At 59.1% G+C, this 18,079-nt stretch carries 16 protein-coding genes; 11 read left to right on the forward strand and 5 right to left on the reverse strand.

Annotation, left to right across the window (positions count from 1 at the left end; translation table 11 throughout):
- The first annotated feature begins 26 nt into the window (after positions 1–26).
- The 3 genes from T363_RS0101415 (at position 27) to T363_RS0101425 (ending at position 3,170) form a co-directional block, all read left to right on the forward strand.
- Positions 27–1,949 (forward strand): NAD(+) synthase, encoded by a 1,923-nt coding sequence (locus tag T363_RS0101415; RefSeq protein WP_031472530.1) that lies wholly within the window; start codon positions 27–29, stop codon positions 1,947–1,949.
- A 92-nt stretch (positions 1,950–2,041) separates the two neighbouring features.
- Positions 2,042–2,698, forward strand: coding sequence for a VanZ family protein (locus T363_RS14890; protein WP_242840212.1), 657 nt, complete (start codon positions 2,042–2,044; stop codon positions 2,696–2,698).
- A gap of 55 nt (positions 2,699–2,753) precedes the next feature.
- Positions 2,754–3,170, forward strand: a complete 417-nt coding sequence (locus tag T363_RS0101425; RefSeq protein ID WP_322786167.1) for a hypothetical protein — start codon at positions 2,754–2,756, stop codon at positions 3,168–3,170.
- Positions 3,171–3,407: 237 nt separating this feature from the next.
- Here T363_RS0101425 and T363_RS0101430 read toward each other — a convergent pair whose 3' ends face one another.
- The 4 genes from T363_RS0101430 to T363_RS0101445 form a co-directional block, all read right to left on the reverse strand.
- Entirely contained in the window at positions 3,408–4,244 is an 837-nt protein-coding gene (locus T363_RS0101430) for a prephenate dehydrogenase (protein ID WP_031472536.1), read from the reverse strand.
- Positions 4,245–4,582: 338 nt separating this feature from the next.
- Positions 4,583–5,938, reverse strand: a complete 1,356-nt coding sequence (locus T363_RS0101435) for an MATE family efflux transporter (RefSeq protein ID WP_031472538.1) — start codon at positions 5,936–5,938, stop codon at positions 4,583–4,585.
- Between the two features lie 404 nt (positions 5,939–6,342).
- Complete coding sequence (locus T363_RS0101440) at positions 6,343–7,839, reverse strand: Na+/H+ antiporter NhaC family protein (RefSeq protein WP_031472540.1); 1,497 nt, start codon at positions 7,837–7,839, stop codon at positions 6,343–6,345.
- An 88-nt stretch (positions 7,840–7,927) separates the two neighbouring features.
- Positions 7,928–9,394: an alanine/glycine:cation symporter family protein gene (locus tag T363_RS0101445; protein WP_078096862.1), complete on the reverse strand. Its 1,467-nt coding sequence runs from the start codon at positions 9,392–9,394 to the stop codon at positions 7,928–7,930.
- A 378-nt stretch (positions 9,395–9,772) separates the two neighbouring features.
- Between T363_RS0101445 and T363_RS0101455 the strand changes: the two genes are divergently transcribed.
- The 8 genes from T363_RS0101455 (at position 9,773) to T363_RS14315 (ending at position 15,439) form a co-directional block, all read left to right on the forward strand.
- Positions 9,773–10,486, forward strand: coding sequence for a radical SAM protein (locus tag T363_RS0101455; protein WP_034971426.1), 714 nt, complete (start codon positions 9,773–9,775; stop codon positions 10,484–10,486).
- The gene (locus T363_RS0101460; RefSeq protein WP_031472548.1) at positions 10,483–11,211 is read left to right on the forward strand and encodes a queuosine precursor transporter; all 729 of its coding nucleotides are present in this window, start codon (positions 10,483–10,485) and stop codon (positions 11,209–11,211) included. Before T363_RS0101455 ends, T363_RS0101460 begins: the two co-directional genes overlap by 4 nt.
- Before the next feature lie 140 nt (positions 11,212–11,351).
- On the forward strand, positions 11,352–12,320 hold the full coding sequence (locus tag T363_RS0101465; RefSeq protein ID WP_031472550.1) for a tRNA dihydrouridine synthase: 969 nt from the start codon (positions 11,352–11,354) through the stop codon (positions 12,318–12,320).
- A 77-nt stretch (positions 12,321–12,397) separates the two neighbouring features.
- Positions 12,398–12,652: a hypothetical protein gene (locus tag T363_RS0101470; protein ID WP_154658724.1), complete on the forward strand. Its 255-nt coding sequence runs from the start codon at positions 12,398–12,400 to the stop codon at positions 12,650–12,652.
- Positions 12,653–12,733: 81 nt separating this feature from the next.
- The gene (locus T363_RS0101475) at positions 12,734–13,390 is read left to right on the forward strand and encodes an ABC transporter ATP-binding protein (RefSeq protein ID WP_242840210.1); all 657 of its coding nucleotides are present in this window, start codon (positions 12,734–12,736) and stop codon (positions 13,388–13,390) included.
- Between the two features lie 22 nt (positions 13,391–13,412).
- The gene (locus T363_RS0101480; protein ID WP_031472556.1) at positions 13,413–13,901 is read left to right on the forward strand and encodes a deoxycytidylate deaminase; all 489 of its coding nucleotides are present in this window, start codon (positions 13,413–13,415) and stop codon (positions 13,899–13,901) included.
- 117 nt (positions 13,902–14,018) lie between these two features.
- Positions 14,019–14,399, forward strand: a complete 381-nt coding sequence (locus T363_RS0101485) for a desulfoferrodoxin family protein (RefSeq protein ID WP_031472558.1) — start codon at positions 14,019–14,021, stop codon at positions 14,397–14,399.
- 230 nt (positions 14,400–14,629) lie between these two features.
- On the forward strand, positions 14,630–15,439 hold the full coding sequence (locus T363_RS14315) for a YwaF family protein (protein WP_031472560.1): 810 nt from the start codon (positions 14,630–14,632) through the stop codon (positions 15,437–15,439).
- A gap of 365 nt (positions 15,440–15,804) precedes the next feature.
- On the opposite strand, the gene recG is transcribed toward T363_RS14315, so the two are convergent.
- Positions 15,805–17,853 (reverse strand): ATP-dependent DNA helicase RecG, encoded by a 2,049-nt coding sequence (recG, locus tag T363_RS0101495; protein ID WP_278246980.1) that lies wholly within the window; start codon positions 17,851–17,853, stop codon positions 15,805–15,807.
- Between the last annotated feature and the right edge of the window lie 226 nt (positions 17,854–18,079).

The following is an 18,079-nucleotide window of genomic DNA, read 5'->3' on the forward strand; positions in this document are numbered from 1 at the left end:
TATCTGAAATTTTGGAGGAATACCCAATGCGGGATGGATTTATCAAGGTTGCGGCGGCTACGCCCGGGCTGCGCGTGGCGGACTGCGCGTATAACGCGGCCGAAGTGGTGCGGCTGGCGCGTGAAGCGGCGGAAAAAGGCGCACGTCTTATCGTATTTCCTGAGCTGTGTCTGACCGGCTACACCTGCGGCGACCTGTTTTTGCAGCAGACCCTGCTGGACGGCGCACTCACCGCGCTGGAAATCGTGTGCCGGGAAACCGCGGCGCTCGAAGCTGTGGTGCTGGCCGGTCTGCCGCTGCGCGTGCGCGGCAAGCTGTATAATTGCGCCGCAGTGCTCTGCCGGGGCGAGGTGCTGGCCTTTGTACCCAAGCGAAACCTGCCCAATTATTCCGAGTTTTACGAACAGCGCCACTTTGTCTCGGGCGACGCGCTCGACTGCATGGAAGGCGTTTGCGTGAAAAACGGCGAGGGCGAGACGGTTTGCGTGCCGGTGGTGACCGGTCAGGTGTTCGCCTGCGAGGAGCAGCCGCTGTTTACCTTCGGCGTGGAGCTGTGCGAGGATCTGTGGGTCGCGGCGCCGCCGTCCATCGAGCTGGCGCAGGGCGGCGCGCATATCATCGCCAACCTGTCCGCTTCGGATGAGCTGGTCGGCAAGGCGGCTTACCGCCGCGATCTTGTGCGGCAGCAGTCCGCGCGGCTGGCCTGCGCCTATGTGTATGCGGATGCGGGTACCGGCGAATCCACACAGGACCTGGTGTTCGCGGGACACGACCTCATCGCGGAAAACGGAACGCTTTTAGCGGAAAGCCGCCGCTTTACAGAGGGCGTTGTTTACGCGGATATTGATTTAGAGCGCCTTGCCTATGAGCGCCGGCGCATGAATACCTTCGGCGCGGCGGAAACCGGCGTATTTTCCTTTTCCCTGCCCGCGGCGGACTGCGACCTTGCCGACCGGCACTTCCCGCGGCTGCCCTTTGTGCCCGAAAACAGCGAAAAGCGCGTCGAACGCTGCGAGGAGATTTTGACCATTCAGGCGGCCGGTCTGGCGCGCCGTATTGCGCACACCCACGCGAAAACTGCGGTGGTCGGCCTGTCCGGCGGGCTGGATTCCACGCTGGCGCTCATTGTGATGGCGCATGCGTTTGACCGCCTCGGTCTGGACCGCAGGGGCATCCTTGCCGTTACCATGCCGTGCTTCGGCACGACCGCCCGCACCCGCGGCAACGCGGAAAAGCTGGCGGAAGCCTACGGCGTGACCTTGCAGACCGTGGACATCAAGGCGGCGGTCGATCAGCACTTTGCCGACATTGGACACGACTGGGATGACCACAGCGTAACCTTTGAAAACGCGCAGGCGCGTATGCGCACGCTGGTGCTGATGGATCTGGCGAACAAGCAGGGCGGCATGGTGGTCGGCACGGGCGATCTGTCCGAACTGGCGCTCGGCTGGGCGACCTATAACGGTGACCATATGAGTATGTACGGTGTGAACGCCTCCATCCCCAAAACGCTGGTGCGCTATCTGGTCGATTACGAGGCGGGCCGCGCGGGCGGTACGCTGGAAGCCGTGCTGCGCGATATTTTGGATACACCGGTATCGCCCGAGCTGCTGCCGCCCACGGACGGCGAGATCAGCCAGAAAACCGAGGATCTCGTCGGCCCGTATGAGCTGCACGACTTTTTCCTGTTTTACATGCTGCGCTTTGGCTATCCGCCGCGCAAAGTGTACCGCGCGGCCTGCCACGCCTTTGCCGGTGTGTATGATGCTGCGGTCATCAAAAAATGGCTGACCACCTTTATTCGCCGCTTTTTCACCCAGCAGTTCAAGCGCTCCTGCCTGCCGGACGGCCCCAAGGTCGGCACTGTGGCGCTGTCCCCGCGCGGGGATTGGCGCATGCCGTCGGACGCCTGCGCGGATCTGTGGCTGGCGGAGGCCGAAGCCCTGTAAGGGGCGCGGCGTGCCGCGTGGGGCAAACGGCGAAGTATTCGCCCGCCCCGCATGATATTCCGCTGAAAAGGAGAACCAAACCCTTGAAAACCATGATCCGCGCACTGGCAGCCGTGTTGACTGCTGTGCTGCTGTGCTGTAATTTGTATTACGAATTGGCGCCGGGCCGCATCGTCGGCCCGGAGGGTAAGCTGCTGTTTGCAGTGGGTTTCGCCGTTCTGCTCGGCGCTGCGCTGTTCTACGGCGTGCCGGACGGGGCGCGCACCCGCCGGCGGCACGATTACGTGCTGCTGCTGTTTGCCTATTACTTGTGGGTGCTGGCCAACGTATTGTTTTTTGACAATGCCTTTGGGCGGGGCTTTTCCATGCACGGCACGCTGGATGCGGTCAATCTGGAGCCGCTGCGCACGATCAAGAACTACCTGCTGGCCTATGGTTACGGCAATATTTCGCTGCGGCTGGTCGTGCTTAACCTGTTGGGCAATCTGGTGGCCTTTGCGCCGATGGGTGTGTTCCTGCCGGCGTTGTTCCGCTGGCAGCGCAGCATTTTTTTCTTTACCGCTACGCTGACACTGGGCATTACCACGGTCGAGGTCGCACAAATTTATACCGGCGTGGGTTCCTGTGATGTGGATGATCTGATCCTCAATCTGGCGGGGGCGCTGATCGTGTTCCTTATCTGTCGGATCACACCGCTCTGGCGGCGTATCTGTGCGGTCAATCCGCGGCCGAAAAAGGAAAAGAGCTGAGGTTTCGGGACAGCCGGAGCCCCTGCGTTCCGGAAGCAATGCGGGCAGCTGCCAAATGAAAGAACGATATGGTATGAGAAAAGAACAGAAGCAAATCGTAATGATTTGTATATTTTTGATAATTGGAGGTATACTGGGATACTTTGTTGCGGCCAATCAAATCAAGCAGCTGAGCGATCCCGCGTACATCGCATTTTGGACGGAGCATAATATGCCGGTTCCTGCGCCGTTAGGATATGCAAAAGGCATAATTTCATTTGCCCTGCTGTTTTCCGGGATGCCTGCGGGGTGGATTTTTTATAATGAGCTATCCCAAAAGTGGCTGACATCCATGGCTCCGAAAATACTGATTGGCATTATTATGTTTCCCATTTATACCTGCATTGGAGCCGTTGGCGCCATTCCTTTTGTGCTTTACAAAGGGATTTGCCTGTTTAGAAAAACCAATCGGTCATCTGCCCCTAAAACATAACAGCTTGGCACTTTTATTGTGCCGGATAAAAGTCCGGATGCACAAGCTGATAAAGGAAGCCTGTATCGAGCGGCTGTAAAAACCTTTGTGAACCTGACAAAGCGGATGTGGAAAACAAAAGGGTGTGCCTGTACGGCACACCCTTGTTTTATGCTTTTTCGAAACAGATGAATAGAGCCGCAGGGGGAGAACTGCGGACTGCGGAGTCGATTCTGACGGATCGGTCTGTCTGCGTGGTCAGCCCAGACGTTCCTTGCGCTCGCGGCCGTCCCGCAGCAGGGCGGTAAGCGTTTCGCGGTCGCCCGCCCGGATGGCGCGGCGGTATTCGTCCAGATGTGTGATGATCTCGTCGATTTCATGGGCAAGCGGCTCGGCATTGCACAAAAACAGCTCGCTCCACATGGTTTCGTTCAGTTTGGCCACGCGGGTCAGATCCTTGTAGCTGCCTGCGGAATAGCCGTTGTGTTTATCTGCTTCCGGGCTTTTGATATAAGCCGAGGACACCACATGCGCGAGCTGTGAGGTGAAGGCGATCATCCGGTCATGCTGGGCGGGGGTGCAGCGCACCGTTTGCCCGAAGCCGAGCGACATGAAATAGGCTTCCAACTGGTCCAGCACGCGCTCGGTGCTGCTCTGCGTCGGCACAAAGATCATGCTTGCCCCGTCGAACAGGGTGGGCAGCGAAAAATCCAAACCGGAGAATTCGCGTCCTGCCATCGGATGCCCGCCGACAAAATGCACGCCGGCCTGCTGCGCTGCGGCATCCAGATGATCGACCATAAACTGCTTGACACCGACCATATCGACGATCACACAGCCCTTTTTCAGCTGGGACATATGCTCCAGCAGCCAGTCCACTGTGGCCTGCGGGTACAGGCCGATGATGAGAAGATCGGCTTCCCCGAACAGTGCTTCGGTTGCAATGGCATCGATCGCGCCGTCCGCCAGCGCCTGCTCTGCCACGCGGCGCGTGCGGTTCCAGCCCAGCACGCGGCTGTGCGTGCGCGCTTTGATGGTTTTCGCCATCGAGCCGCCCATCAGGCCCAGCCCGGCAATGAGTACGGTATCAAACATGCGTACAGTCCTCCTGTGGTTTGATTATTTATCAAAATAAAGTGTAGCCTGTGATGGTGCGTTTGTCAATAAAAAGGGCAGCCTGCATGAAAATGCAGGCCGCCCGAGACTGTCGAAAAACCCCGGTTTTTCCGACAATCTGTGTTTGGACTACGCCAAACACGGACGAGAAAAAGTTCCTGTGCAGAAACTTTTTCTCTCTCAAAGTATAAACAGTCAGGCACATGTCCTGACTGTTTATGCATTTGCGCTGCAAATGCTGTTTTATGCGCGCTGCCGCGCGTGTGGTTCACACGCCATAACAAAATACTTTTTCGGCAAGCTGCGTGTTCCTGCTGTTAAAGCGCCGGCAGGTTTTTCTTCCACGTTCCCTTTTTGTAGAACAGTACGGACAGCCCTGAACCGAGGAACCAGCCGAGCGGCCAGCTGGCCCAGATTCCCGCTTCGCGGAACGGTGCGAACAGCACGATCGTGAAGCCCACACGCAGGATCAGATCGGAAAAGGTTGTGACCATGAAAGGCCGCATGGCGCCCGCGCCGCGCAGCACGCTGTCGCACACGAATTTGATGCATACGATAATGTAAAACGGCACTACGATGAACAGGAACTGCCGTCCCACTGCGGTTACGCCCGAAGCGCTGCCCGCCGGGATAAACAGGCCGACCAGCTGCTCGGCAAACGGCAGATAGATCGCGGTGAATACCAGCGCCAGACCGATCGAGAAGGCGGCGCCCGCCTTAAGACCGGGGCCGATGCGGTCGAGCTTGCGCGCGCCAATGTTCTGTGCCACATAGCTGGACAGACCGGAAGCGAATGACATGCAGCAGGTCAGCGCAAACATATTCACCTTGGTTGCCGCAGAGAAGCCCGCGATGACAGTAGCGCCGCACATATTAACGTAAAACTGGATCACAACGTTGCCGACCGAGACAAAACTCTGCTGGGCGATCGAAGGCACAGCGTAATTGGTCAGACGGCGCAGCATATCGGGGGAAAACAGCAGGAAATGCCCGTTGGTATCAAACGAACGGGTGCGCCGCAGCAGCAGGATCAGCGCCAGCACGCCCGCGCCGCCCTGCGCGATAAAGGTCGCCCATGCAACGCCTGCAACGCCCCAGCGGAAGCGTGCCACAAACAGCAGATCCAGCGCTACATTGGCCACCGAGGATAGAATGAGCAGAAAAAGCGGTGTGCGGCTGTCCCCCATGGCGTTGAAAATGCCCGTGCATACATTGTACAGAAACAAAAACAGCAATCCGAACACATATACACGCAGATACAGCGAACCATCTGCAAAAATATTATCCGGCGTTTGCAGGGCAGCCATCATGGCATCTGTGCCCAGTGCGCCGGTCAGTGTCAGCACCAGAGCGATCACCGTGGTGGTGAGAAGTGCGGTGGAGATCGCGGTTTTCATTCGCAGAAAGCGCTTTGCGCCGAATAATTGGGAAACCAACACGCTGGTGCCGATGTTGACGCCGGTCGCTACCGCAACAAAAAGCTGCGTGATCGGATAGCTGGCGCCGACTGCTGCCAGCGCCAGCTCGCCGGCTTCGGGCGTTGCAGCAAAGCGGCCGACGATCATGGAGTCTGCCATTTGATACAACTGTTGGAAAGCTACGCTGAGCAGCAGCGGCAGCGAAAACCAGAACAGCTTGCGGGAGGGGTTGCCCTCGGTCAGGTCAGTGGTCAAAACGAGATCCTTCTTTCATCAGATGCATGGGTGAGCGGGATAAACTTCCTGTTTTCGGCAGTTTTTTGAAAATTACTGCGGATACAGGCAAATTTCAGCTCCCCCGGAAACGGGGGAGCTTGGTTTGTCGAAAAAGCCTTCGCGCGAGCCGCGCGCATCAAATAGAAAATGGCAGCAAGCTGCCATTTTCATAAAAACCCGCGACATGTGCGTGGGTTTTTATACAAGACGACGGAGAATTGTGCCCGAAGGGCGCGATTCGCAGTCGCAAATTCGATCGAAAGCGTGGTTTCGATCGAGAGACTGTCGAAAAACGCAGTTTTTCGACAGTCTCTTTCGGCTCCCCCGGAAACGGGGGAGCTTGGTTTGTGGAAATTTTGTTGCAGCGCCGTTAACAGAACGGTTTACAGGCCCATCCGCTTTTTGTTTTTGGCGGAGAGCACAATCGTGGCTGCCAGCAGCAGGATCGCGCCCACAACCAGACCGACAAAGCCGTTGCCCGTAATGCCGCCCACGAGGAAGCCGGTAAAGCTGAACGATGCGATCATCAGGGCATAGGGCATCTGCGTGGAAACATGGTCGATATGGTTGCACTGTGCACCCGCGGAAGCCAGAATGGTCGTATCCGAAATGGGCGAGATATGGTCGCCGCACACCGCGCCGGACAGGCATGCCGCCACGGTCATAACCAGCATGGTGCTGGGCGCATCGCCGAATACCGCAACCGCAATCGGGATAAGGATGCCGAAGGTGCCCCACGAGGTACCTGTGGCAAATGCCAGACCGAGCGCGATCAGGAAGAAGATCGCAGGCATCAGCATGGCAACCATCGAGTTGCCGTTGACGACAGAGGATACATAGCCGCCGATATTGAGGTAATCCTCCGAGCAGACGCCGGACAGGGTCCATGCGAGCGTCAGGATCATGATGGCGGGCACCATGGCCTTGAAGCCTTCGGTGAACGCCTCGCAGAACTGGCCAAAGGTCAGGATCTTGCGCGGAATATACAGCAGGAAGGTGAAAATCAGCGTAAAGAACGAGCCAAGCACGAGCGAATCCGAGGAGGAGCAGTTAGCAAACGCTTCTACGATGGACGCGCCTTCGAGAATGCCGCCGGTGTACAGCATGGCTGAGACGCACAGCACGATCAGCACAACGATCGGCAGGATCAGGTCGGATACCTTGCCCGCACCGCCGACCACATGGTTTTCATGCAGTTCGGACAGGTCATCCTCGCGGTGGGTTTCCTCATACCTGCGCATCGGGCCGAAATCAAAGTCTGCCGCCATCAGCCAGAGCAGGAACGCCAGCGTGAGCAGGGCGTACAGGTTCATCGGAATGGTCTGCAAAAACAGTGAGAAGCCGTCTATCGCGCTGTCTTCCGGCAGAGAGGAGCCGACTGCGGCCGCCCAGCTCGAAATCGGTGCGATGATGCAGACCGGCGCGGCGGTCGCATCAATGATATAAGCGAGCTTGGCGCGGGTGATGCGGTATTTATCCGTAACCGGACGCATGACCGTGCCGACCGTCAGGCAGTTAAAATAGTCATCGACAAAGATAAACATGCCAAGGAACGAGGTCGCAAACGATGCGCCGCGGCGGCTGCGGATGGATTTGACCGCCCAGTCGCCATAAGCGCGGGACGCGCCCGATTTGGTGACGAGCGAAACCAGAATACCGAGCAGCACCAGAAAAATACAGATATTGATGTTGTCGCCCAGCTTGCCGCCCATGACTTCAAACGTTGTTTCCACCGCGTGCAGTGGGTTGAAGCCGGTGTAGAGCAGCGCGCCTGCCAGAATACCGATCAGCAGCGAGGAATAAACCTCCTTGGTGATCAGCGCCAGCGCGATCGCGATGACCGGCGGCAGCAGTGTCCAGAAAGTTGCCGTGAGATCCATTTCTTTTTCCCCCTTATTTTTTGCAGGACGATGGTTCCTATCCTGCAAGTCCCTTCTATTTTATCTTCCTTTTAGCAGATTAGCAAGGTCAAATCTTATTTTTACTGCCCGCGCCGGGAAATTTGTGCAACTTGTGGGAGGTGTATGGGGAAAGACTGCCAGAATTGTCCAATGTGCGCCGCCATGTGCGCAGTACCTCGCGCCGCAGGGCGATCACCCCCGCCAGATTGGGCAGCGCCATCAGGCCGTTGAAGGCATCGGAAAGGCTCCACGCCAGCTCGAGCCGCATCATGCACCCGGCAGCGGCGGCCAGCGTGAACAGCACCCGGTATACCGGCACGATCCGGCTGCCGCATAGGTATTCCGCCGCGCGCTGTCCGTAATACGACCAGCCCAGCAGGGTCGAAAAGGCGAACAGCGTCAGGGAAACCGCCACAAAGCCGCCGCCCCAGCGTCCGAATACGGTGGAAAACGCCGCAGCGGTCAGCGCGGCGCCGGTCGGCAGCTGCGCGAGCATGGGGGTGCCCGCCGCCAGCCTGTACTGCACGGCGTCATACGCCCCGCTCGACAGGATGACGAGCGCCGTGATGGTACACATGACAATGGTATCGAAAAACACCTCGAATACCGCCCACATGCCCTGCCCGCACGGGGTTACACCGTCCGCTGCGGCATGTACCATGACGGACGAGCCCAGCCCGGCTTCGTTGGAAAACACGCCGCGTGATACGCCTGTGCGGATGGCCTGCGCGATCCCGTAGCCTGCCGCACCGCCCAGCCCCGCCGTGCCCTCGAATGCGCCGGCGAGGATCTGTCCACAGGCCTGTGGAAGATTTTCGCGCGTGCACCACAGCACCGCCAGTGCGCCGCCCATGTAAAACAGCGCCATCAGCGGAACGAGCGCGGCGGTCACCCGGGTGATGCGCCGCAGGCCGCCGCCGAGTGCTGCGCCGAGCAGGCCGGCGGTTACCCAGCCGGTCACTGCCGGGGGCACGCCGAACACCCCGGACAGTCCGCCTGCGATCGAATTGCACTGGCTCATGTTGCCGATGCCAAACGACGCCAGTACGCAGAACAGGGCAAATGCCCCGGCCAGCAGCGGGCTGTGCAGCCCGTTTTTCAGATAGAGCATCGGCCCGCCGCGCCACGCGCCGTCCGCCCCGCGCTCGCGGTACAGGATGCCGAGCACATTTTCCGCAAAGGCAAGCATCATGCCGAAAAAGGCGGCTACCCACATCCAGAACACCGCACCCGGCCCGCCGATGGTCAGTGCGGTGGCAACACCGGCGATGTTCCCGGTGCCGACCGTGGCGGCTAAGGCGGTGCACATAGTTGCAAACGGCGAAACGTCCGCTTTGCCGTTTTGCCGTCGCGCTTCGCCCGAGAAACAGGACAGCAGCGTCTGCCGCATCCACAGCCCCATATGGCGCAGTTGAAACGCGCGGGTCCGTATGGTGAAGTATACGCCTGTTCCCGTGAGCAGCATGAGCATGGGCGGTCCCCAGACGAAGGCGCGCACCATCTCGATCAGCAAAGAAAACCGTTCCGCCGGCATAGCAGCTCCCCCTTTTGTTCCGTTCGCCCCACTATATGCTTGACTTTGGACAAAAATCCGCTATAATGGAAAAGCAATCAAAGAACAGACAGTTCGGAACCATCCTGTCTCTAAACAAAACTAAGACACCTTCCATCAAAACTACAGTTTTGATGGAGGAGGATTGATCGCGCCGGAAGCGCGGGTCGATCCCGGGCGCGATCTTTGCGCGCCGCAGAAGCGGCACACAAAATCGCTTTCTTGTATCAAAAATCAGGCGCAGGTCCTGATTTTTGATGACCATTGCAGGGCAATGGTCTGTTTGATGGCGCGCTGGGCGCGCTGGGATGGTGTACCGGTCGGTGCACCTTATTTTTTTGCAGAAAGGAGCGGCTTACGGTGGAGCTGACCCGTTATTCCGTTATTGCGGACAAAAATCCGCGCGAGATCGTGCTGCTGCGCGGGCGCGGCTGCGCATGGAAGCGCTGCCGCTTTTGTGACTATCATCTGGACGCTTCGCACGACGCGGCGGCAAACCTTGCGCTCAACCGCACGGCGCTGGCGCAGGTGACGGGCGCATATCACCGGCTGGAGGCGATCAACTCCGGCTCGTTCGCCGAGCTGGACGGGGATACCGTGCGCGAGATCGAGCGCGTCTGCCGCGAAAAGGCCATCCGCGACCTGCACATCGAAAGCCACTGGATCTGGCGGCGCACGATCCCTGCGCTGCGCGCACGGTTTGCAGAGCTGGGCGTTCGCCTGCACGTTAAAATCGGCGTGGAGACCTTTGACGCGGCCTACCGCGAGCGGGTGCTGGACAAGGGCATCGACCAAGCCGACCCCGCGAAGATCGCCGCGGATTTTGATGACTGCTGCCTGCTGTTCGGCCTGACCGGACAGACCGCGGACAGCATGCGCCGCGATATCGAGACCGGCCTTGCCTGGTTTGACCGCGTCTGCGTCAACATCATGGTTCCGAACACCACTGCCGTCTATCCGGACGATGCGGTGCGCGCCGTGTTTGCGCGCGAGATCTATCCGCAGTATAAGGACGACCCGCGGGTGGATATCCTGTTCGACAACACAGATTTTGGTGTAGGAGAAGTAGAATGACAAACGAAATTTTATTGATCGGTTCGCTGTTGGTGCTGTACGGCTCGGTGCTGCTGTGGTTTTACCTGTTCGGTACGGGTGGGCTGATGGCATTTACGGTGTTTGCCACCATCGCCGCTAACATTGAGGTGATGATCCTGGTGGACGCCTTCGGTATGGAGATGACGCTCGGCAACATCCTGTTCGCCACCACCTTTCTCGTAACCGATATTTTAAGCGAGGTTGCGGGCAAAAGTACCGCGCAGAAAGCGGTTTGGGCGGGGATCGCGGCCAACGTGCTGTTTATTCTGGTGTCGCAGTCATGGCTGGTATATACACCTTCGACGAGCGATTGGGTCATGCCCTCGATGCAGGCGGTGTTTTCCAACACCCCGCGTATGATGCTGTCCTCGCTGGCGGTTTATGTGGCGGCGCAGCTGTTCGACGTATGGCTGTACCACGCATGGTGGAAGCTGACCGAGCGCAAGACCGGCGATCACCGCGCCTTTTTGTGGCTGCGCAACAACGGTTCAACGCTCCTTTCCCAGCTCATCAACGCCGTGTTGTTCACCGGTCTGGCGTTCTGGGGCATTTATGATATGCCGACGCTGGTTTCGGTCGCGCTGTCGAGCTATGTGATCTTTATTTTTACCTCGCTGCTCGATACGCCGGTCGTTTACGCGGCACGGCGGCTGTATGAAAAGAAAATGGGGCAGACGCACGACAGGTTGGACAGCAAACAATAAAAAGCAAAAATGCAGGATTGCTGCAGCCGCAGTGTATATAAAATCGCGTGGTGATGCAAAAACACAGGACGCGCACTCTTGCAGCCCGCAGTCTGCCCCGGTATAATAAAACCGAGATCCCATCAAAGCGAGGTTGTTCCATGCAGTATTATTTTGCCCCGATGGAGGGCGTGACAGGCGCGGTGTACCGCCGCACCCATCACGAATTTTTCCCGGGGATCGACCGCTATTTCATGCCTTTTATCACCCCGACCGTGCACCAGTGCCTGACCCCGCGCCAGCTGCGCGATGTGGCGCCGGAAGCCAACGCCGGGGTGCCTGCTGTGCCCCAGCTGCTGACACGCAGCGCACCGGATTTCATCTGGGCGGCGCAGGCGCTGGCCGGGATGGGTTACGATGAGGTCAACCTGAATCTCGGCTGCCCCTCCGGTACGGTAACGGCAAAAGGCAAGGGTGCGGGCTTTTTGGCGCATCCGGAAGAGCTGGATCGCTTTCTGGATGCGGTTTTCTCTGCCTGCACCGTGCGTATTTCGGTCAAAACCCGGCTGGGGATGCACGATCCCGCCGAATTCGAAGCACTGCTTGCCATTTACAACCGCTATCCGATCTGTGAGCTGACCATCCATCCGCGTGTGCGGCAGGATTTTTATAAGGGCGCCGTCCGGCAGGCGGATTTTGCCGCCGCACTGCCGCAGTGCCGTATGCCGGTCTGTCTGAACGGCGATTTGGTCAATGAACAGGATGTGCGCGCCGCACAGACGCAGTATCCGCAGGTACATGCGCTGATGCTTGGCCGCGGCCTGCTGGCAGATCCGTCCCTGCTCACCCGGCTGCGGGGCGGCCCGCGTGCGGACCGCGATACGCTCCGCGCCTTTCATGACACACTTTATGCGCGTTACTGTGAATCCTTCGGTGAGCGCCGCCTTGCAATGCTGCGCATGAAAGAGCTGTGGTTTTATCATATCAATCTGTTTGCGGACAGCGAAAAGCACAGCAAACGCCTGAAAAAGTCCCGCACGGCGGAGGAATACGAAGCGGCGGCGGCCGCTGTGTTCCGTGAGTTGACACTGCTGCCTGCGGCGGTTCCCGGCTGGTTCCGCCCGGCCTGACCCGGACAAGTCCGGTTTATGGTACAAACCCTGCGCTATACTGGAACCATCCAGTAAAAGAAGCGGAGGGTTTTGTTATGCGTTATCCATTGGGTCGATCCATGCAGGTTGCGGGCAGTGTGCTGCTGTTTTTGCTCGCTGGGGCTTCCGATGCCGGGGTTTTGCCGGTTTCCGGTATTTTATACGGGTTCACAGTGTCCGCGCTGCTCTTTCTTGCGGGACGGCGGCTGATCCGGCCGCGTCGCCGGGTGGCGGCGGTCGTGCCGCTCAGAACGCCCCGCCGCAAGCGTGTTTCCATGATCGAATGCAGGCGCAAAGCAACCGGCGTGTGAGAAACTGCGGCGTGCGCGGCAAGACATATGTATAAAACGCGGACTTTTCCTTACAATAGACGGGAAAGGGAGGGAAAAGCCTTGCTAAAACTCATCCGCGCGTGTAAAATATATCATAACAGTGGGGTATGCGCCCTGCGGGAAGTCGATTTGACCGTGCCGCGCGGGGCATACATGTCGATCACCGGCGCATCCGGATCGGGTAAGTCCACGCTGATGCATGTGCTGGGGCTGCTGGATACCCTGACGGACGGGCGCTATCTGCTCGGCGGAACCGATGTGTCCGCACTGCCGCCGTGCGAGCTGGCACGGCTGCGCAGTGAACGGATCGGTTTCGTATTTCAGCGCTTTCAGCTGATACCGGGTATGACGGCGTTGGAAAACACCGCGCTGCCGCTGGCTTTGCAGGGAATCCCGCGCGGGGAACGGCAGCGCCGCGCGGCGCAGGCACTCGAGGCGGTCGGCCTGTCCGACCGGCTGGCACATAAGCCGGGACAGCTGTCCGGCGGGCAGCAGCAGCGTGTGGCGATCGCGCGCGCTGTGGTTACCCGTCCGTGCGTGCTGCTGGCCGATGAACCGACTGCGGGATTGGATCCGGCGGCTGCTGGTGATGTGCTTTCCCTGCTGGATCGTTTGCACCGGGCGGGTAATACGATCGTGCTGATCACGCATGACCGCGCTGCCGCGGCCTGCGCGGCAAAACGGCTGTATTTGGAAAACGGAAGACTTTCCGGCTGAGACGGAAAGCAGGGAGGCAGTTATGAACCGACGGGATAAAACCAATTACTATCTGGATATGGCGCAGGTTGCGCTCGAGCGCGGCACCTGCCTGCGGCGCAATTTCGGCGCGGTGATTGTGAAAAACGATGTGATCGTTTCCACGGGCTATACCGGCGCACCGCGCGGCCGGGCAAACTGCATTGATATCGGCACCTGTATCCGGCAGAAGATGGGTATTCCCCGCGGAGAGCGGTATGAATTCTGCCGCTCGGTGCACGCGGAGGCCAACGCCATCATCGCCGCGCCGCGTGAGCAGATGCTCGGGGCTACGCTGTATCTGGTGGGACGCGATATGTCTACCGGGGAGATCATGAAGGACGCAAACTCCTGCACGATGTGCAAGCGTATGATCATCAACGCGGGCATCGAGCGGGTGATCATCCGGCGGGACAGCGATACATATGATATCATTGAGGTGCGCGAGTGGGTCGAGCATGATGACCTGCTGGACGGAAAAACCGGATATTAAAAGGTATCTGTGCGTAGAAAGCCGGCCTTGCGGCAGGGCTTTTTATGATAAAGACGTGCGCTGCTGCGGCGTCGTAGGAGAAATATGAAAGAGCAGCGAATGAAGGAGGAAAATACCATGGAACTGAAGATTTTTAAGTGCCTGCATTGCGGCAACATTGTAGAGATGATCGACGATCATCACGTACCGGTGATCTGCTGCGGTGAAAAAATGACCGAGTTTAAGCCCGGCGAGACCGACGGCGCGACTGAAAAGCACGTGCCGGTCGTCAAGGTCGAAGGCGATGTGATCCGTGCCTGCGTGGGCGAGGTGACGCATCCGATGACCGAGGAGCACCACATCGCGTTTATCTGGCTTGTTACCGATCGCGGCGTACACCGTGCGGTACTCAGCCATACCGGCGTGCCGGAGGCGGTGTTCCATCTGGCCGAGGGTGAAAAGGCCGAGGCGGTTTATGAGTTCTGCAATCTGCACGGCCTGTGGAAGGCAGCACTTTAAGCGAATAGCTGACAGGCGCGGCAGCGCAAATCGATCTGAGCCGGGGCATTTGCCCCGGTTTTGCTTTGTTCCGCGGAAAGGGACGAAGCATGGCAGGCCGTCGACTTGTCCGCGGCGCTGTTACCGAACCGACACAGAACAGACACAGGCGGATGATACAGTAATTAACACATATTCAGCCGGTTTTTGCCGGCTTTGCTTATTGGGATCGGTAGGAAGGGTTGTTTTTTATGTTATTTTTCGCCCGGGCGGATACGCCGCTGCCGCAGGCGTTCCCGCTGCTGGGGGCGCGCCATGTGGTGCTGCTGTTTCTGCTGGCGTTTGCCATTGCAGCGGGGCTGCGCCGTCTGCGCCGTCTGCCGCCCGAGGGGGCACGGCGGATGCTGATCGGTGCGGCGCTGCTGGTGCCGGCGTTGGAGCTGACGCATTCGGTCTGGCTGCATCTGACCGGCACCGGTCCGCTCATCAAGCTGCTGCCGCTGCATTTATGCGGCCTGCAAAGCCTGTTCATTCCGCTGGCGGTGTTCACCCGCCGCACGGTTTTTCAGGATTTTGTGTATGCGACCTCTCTGCTCGGCGGTATTTTCGGTACGGTGTTCCCGGCCGGGGTGGCGGATTATTATCCGGCGTTCTCTTTTCAGACATTGCAGACCTTTGTATTGCACGGTTTGCTGATCTTTGTGCCGCTTGCACTCATTCAGACCGGGGAGCATCGTCCTGCACTGCGGCGGTTCCCGCGTACGCTGGGAGTGTTTGTGGCTGTGGCGCTTGCCGTAGGCATGGTAGACGGGCTGTTTGGAGAAAACTATATGTTCCTGTGCGCGCCGCCGGCAGGCACACCGCTGGTTTGGATTTTCGACACGTTTGGTCATGCGGTATATCTTGCCTGCACCTTTGCGGTACTGGCCGGGGCGAGCCTGCTGATCCACCTGCCGTTTGCTGCGGCAGGGAAGAGGGAGACAGCGCACGACGCACCGGAAGGGCTGCTGCCTGCGCTTCGCGTGGCTGGGGAGCGGCTTCGGTCGCATTTTTCGCAGTGACCGGACAGGGAAGGCCATTTTGTGACGTATATGCAGAAAACCGCTTGTGGGTTCCACAGGCGGGGAGACTGTCGAAAAACTTTGTTTTCCGACAATCTGTGTTTGGACGAGGCCAAACACGGACGAGAAAAAGTTCCTGCATCGAAACTTTTTCTTTCTCAAAGTATAAAAGCTGAGGTACACGCCCCCAGCTTTTATGCATTTGCGATGCAAATGCTGTTTCATGCGCGCTGCCGCGCGTGTTGTTCACGCTCCATAACAAAATACTTTTTCAACAAGCTAAACCGCCTGCGGGATACCGTAGGCGGTTTTGTTCTCCAAGGGGGATGGGTTTTCGGTTGACAGCCGCGCTGCGGTGTATCAGATCAGTTAAAGGCTTCGCCGTTTTCCTCGCGGAACATGCGCTGCACCCGGTCGCGCAGCAGGGGATAGCCGTGCAGCGCGGGATCGGCGGCGAGGAGGGCTTCGGCCTCCTCACGGGCGGACTGCATGAGCGCGAGATCCGCTATCGGATCGGCAACGTGCAGGGCGGGCAGACCGTGCTGCCGCCGTCCGAAAAAGTCGCCGGGGCCGCGCTGCGCCAGATCAGCGCGGGCGATTTCGAAGCCATCGCCCGTGCGGCACAGGATCTTCAGCCGCTCCCGTGCGGTCTGTCCCTTATCCGCGCCGAAAAACACGCAGTAGGATTGCCGGGAACCGCGTCCTACCCGTCCGCGCAGCTGGTGCAGCTGAGACAGGCCGAAGCGGTCGGCATCCTCCACGACCATCAGGTTGGCGTTGGGCACATCTACGCCGACCTCGATCACCGTGGTGGCAACCAGAATATCATACCGCGCCGCGGCAAAATCACGCATAACCTGCTCTTTTTCGGCGTTTTTCATGCGGCCATGCAGTACGGCAACGCGCCGGTGGGGCAGGGTGGCCTGCAAATCCTTTGCGTGCTGCTCGGCGCTTTTGAGGTTAAGCTCACCCTCCTCCACAAGGGGACAGACTACATAGGCCTGTCCGCCTGCGGCGATCTGCTTATCGATAAACGCAGTGATGCGCCGGCGCATATTTTCGCCCACGGCATAGGTTTCGACCGGGCGGCGGCCGGGCGGGATCTCATCGAGAACCGAAACGTCCAGATCGCCGTAAAGGATGAGTGCCAGCGTGCGTGGGATAGGCGTGGCGCTCATTACCAGCACATGGGGGGCACTGCCCTTAGCGGAAAGCGCGGCGCGCTGTGCCACGCCGAAGCGGTGCTGCTCGTCCGCGATCACTGCCCCCAGCCGGTGGAAGGCAACGCTCTGCTGAATGAGCGCGTGCGTGCCCACAACGACCTGTGCTGCACCGGATTCGACAGCGGCGAGTGCAGAGCGTTTTTGCGCGGCAGACATTGAGCCGGTCAGCAGGGTAACGGTGATGCCGAGCTGTGCCAGCAGGGGGGCAAGCGTTTCGGCGTGCTGGGCAGCGAGGATCTCGGTCGGCGCCATAAAGGCAGACTGCCAGCCGTTTTGCGCCGCGAGCACGCACAGCGCCGCAGCAACAACGGTTTTGCCCGCGCCGACATCGCCCTGCACCAGCCGGTTCATCGGCCGGCCGGAGGCACAGTCCGCCGCGATCTCGCGGATGGCGCGGCGCTGTGCGCCCGTGGGGGCAAAGGGGAGGATGTCAAAAAACGCATCCAGACCATGGGAGACAAACGGGATGCCGGGATCGGCGCGGCGGCGCTCCCTCAGCTGCTGCAGGCCGCAGCAGAGCAGAAACAGCTCCTCAAATACCATGCGGCGGCGTGCCTGCGATACATCCTCCGCGGTTTGCGGCCGGTGGATGGCAGCGAGCGCGTCGGCGGCATCCGGCAGACGGTATTTGGCGCGCAGCACCTCGGGCAGGGGATCGGGCCAGTCACCGGGCACGGCAGCCAGCGCGGCTTCAGTTACCCGTGCCAGATCGCGCTGGGTCAGCCCGGCGGTAAGCGGATAGACCGGCACGATGCGGCCGGGATGAGACGCGTCCGCCGACAGCTTTTCCGCCTGCGGTGAAATCAGAGTGCGGCCGCGGCCGTAGCCTTGCACCCGTCCGTAAAACAGGTATTCCTGCCCAACATGCAGCAGCGCAGCGGCATAGGGATTATTAAAAAAGGTAACAGCCAGCGAGCCGGAATCATCAAAAATCGTGCATTTGACCAGCGTCATCCCTTTGCGGATGCGGTTGACGCGCGGTTCGGTGCCGACTACGGCGCGGATGGCATATTTATCCTCGGTCTGGATATCCGCGATGCGGGTGATGCGGGTGCGGTCCTCATAATCGCGCGGATAGGTTTCAAGCGCATCACGCAGGGTATGGATTTGCAGTTTTTGAAACAGGGCGGCCTTTTTGGGGCCGATGCCCTTGACGAATTGGATGCTGTCATCCAGTGCCGGCATGTGCAGGCTCCTTTCTGCCCCGTGGGGGGCGGTGTTTTGTTTTGGTGCTTATGGGCGTGTTGCCTGCACAAGCGGGCAGCGGAATATCGGATGGTTGTGTTGAAAATAGATAACATATGGATAAGCGATAGGAAAACAGGTCTGATATGCAGGAGATGTGTGCTGATAATAGGGAAAAAACCTTATTTTTTTGAAGTTTTTTGTCGATATATAAATAATAACGCGCAGGCGG

Origin of the sequence: Agathobaculum desmolans ATCC 43058 (assembly GCF_000701665.1) — a bacterium.
In the GTDB taxonomy this organism is placed as follows: domain Bacteria; phylum Bacillota; class Clostridia; order Oscillospirales; family Butyricicoccaceae; genus Agathobaculum; species Agathobaculum desmolans.

Excerpts from the sequence above, each read along its gene's own strand:
- T363_RS0101415 (WP_031472530.1), top strand. The coding sequence starts at position 27 with ATGCGGGATGGATTTATCAAGGTTGCGGCGGCTACGCCCGGGCTGCGC.
- T363_RS14890 (WP_242840212.1), top strand. The coding sequence starts at position 2,042 with ATGATCCGCGCACTGGCAGCCGTGTTGACTGCTGTGCTGCTGTGCTGT.
- T363_RS0101425 (WP_322786167.1), top strand. The coding sequence starts at position 2,754 with ATGAAAGAACGATATGGTATGAGAAAAGAACAGAAGCAAATCGTAATG.
- T363_RS0101430 (WP_031472536.1), bottom strand. The coding sequence starts at position 4,244 with ATGTTTGATACCGTACTCATTGCCGGGCTGGGCCTGATGGGCGGCTCG.
- T363_RS0101440 (WP_031472540.1), bottom strand. The coding sequence starts at position 7,839 with ATGGATCTCACGGCAACTTTCTGGACACTGCTGCCGCCGGTCATCGCG.
- T363_RS0101445 (WP_078096862.1), bottom strand. The coding sequence starts at position 9,394 with ATGCCGGCGGAACGGTTTTCTTTGCTGATCGAGATGGTGCGCGCCTTC.
- T363_RS0101460 (WP_031472548.1), top strand. The coding sequence starts at position 10,483 with ATGACAAACGAAATTTTATTGATCGGTTCGCTGTTGGTGCTGTACGGC.
- T363_RS0101465 (WP_031472550.1), top strand. The coding sequence starts at position 11,352 with ATGCAGTATTATTTTGCCCCGATGGAGGGCGTGACAGGCGCGGTGTAC.
- T363_RS0101470 (WP_154658724.1), top strand. The coding sequence starts at position 12,398 with ATGCGTTATCCATTGGGTCGATCCATGCAGGTTGCGGGCAGTGTGCTG.
- T363_RS0101480 (WP_031472556.1), top strand. The coding sequence starts at position 13,413 with ATGAACCGACGGGATAAAACCAATTACTATCTGGATATGGCGCAGGTT.
- T363_RS0101485 (WP_031472558.1), top strand. The coding sequence starts at position 14,019 with ATGGAACTGAAGATTTTTAAGTGCCTGCATTGCGGCAACATTGTAGAG.
- T363_RS14315 (WP_031472560.1), top strand. The coding sequence starts at position 14,630 with ATGTTATTTTTCGCCCGGGCGGATACGCCGCTGCCGCAGGCGTTCCCG.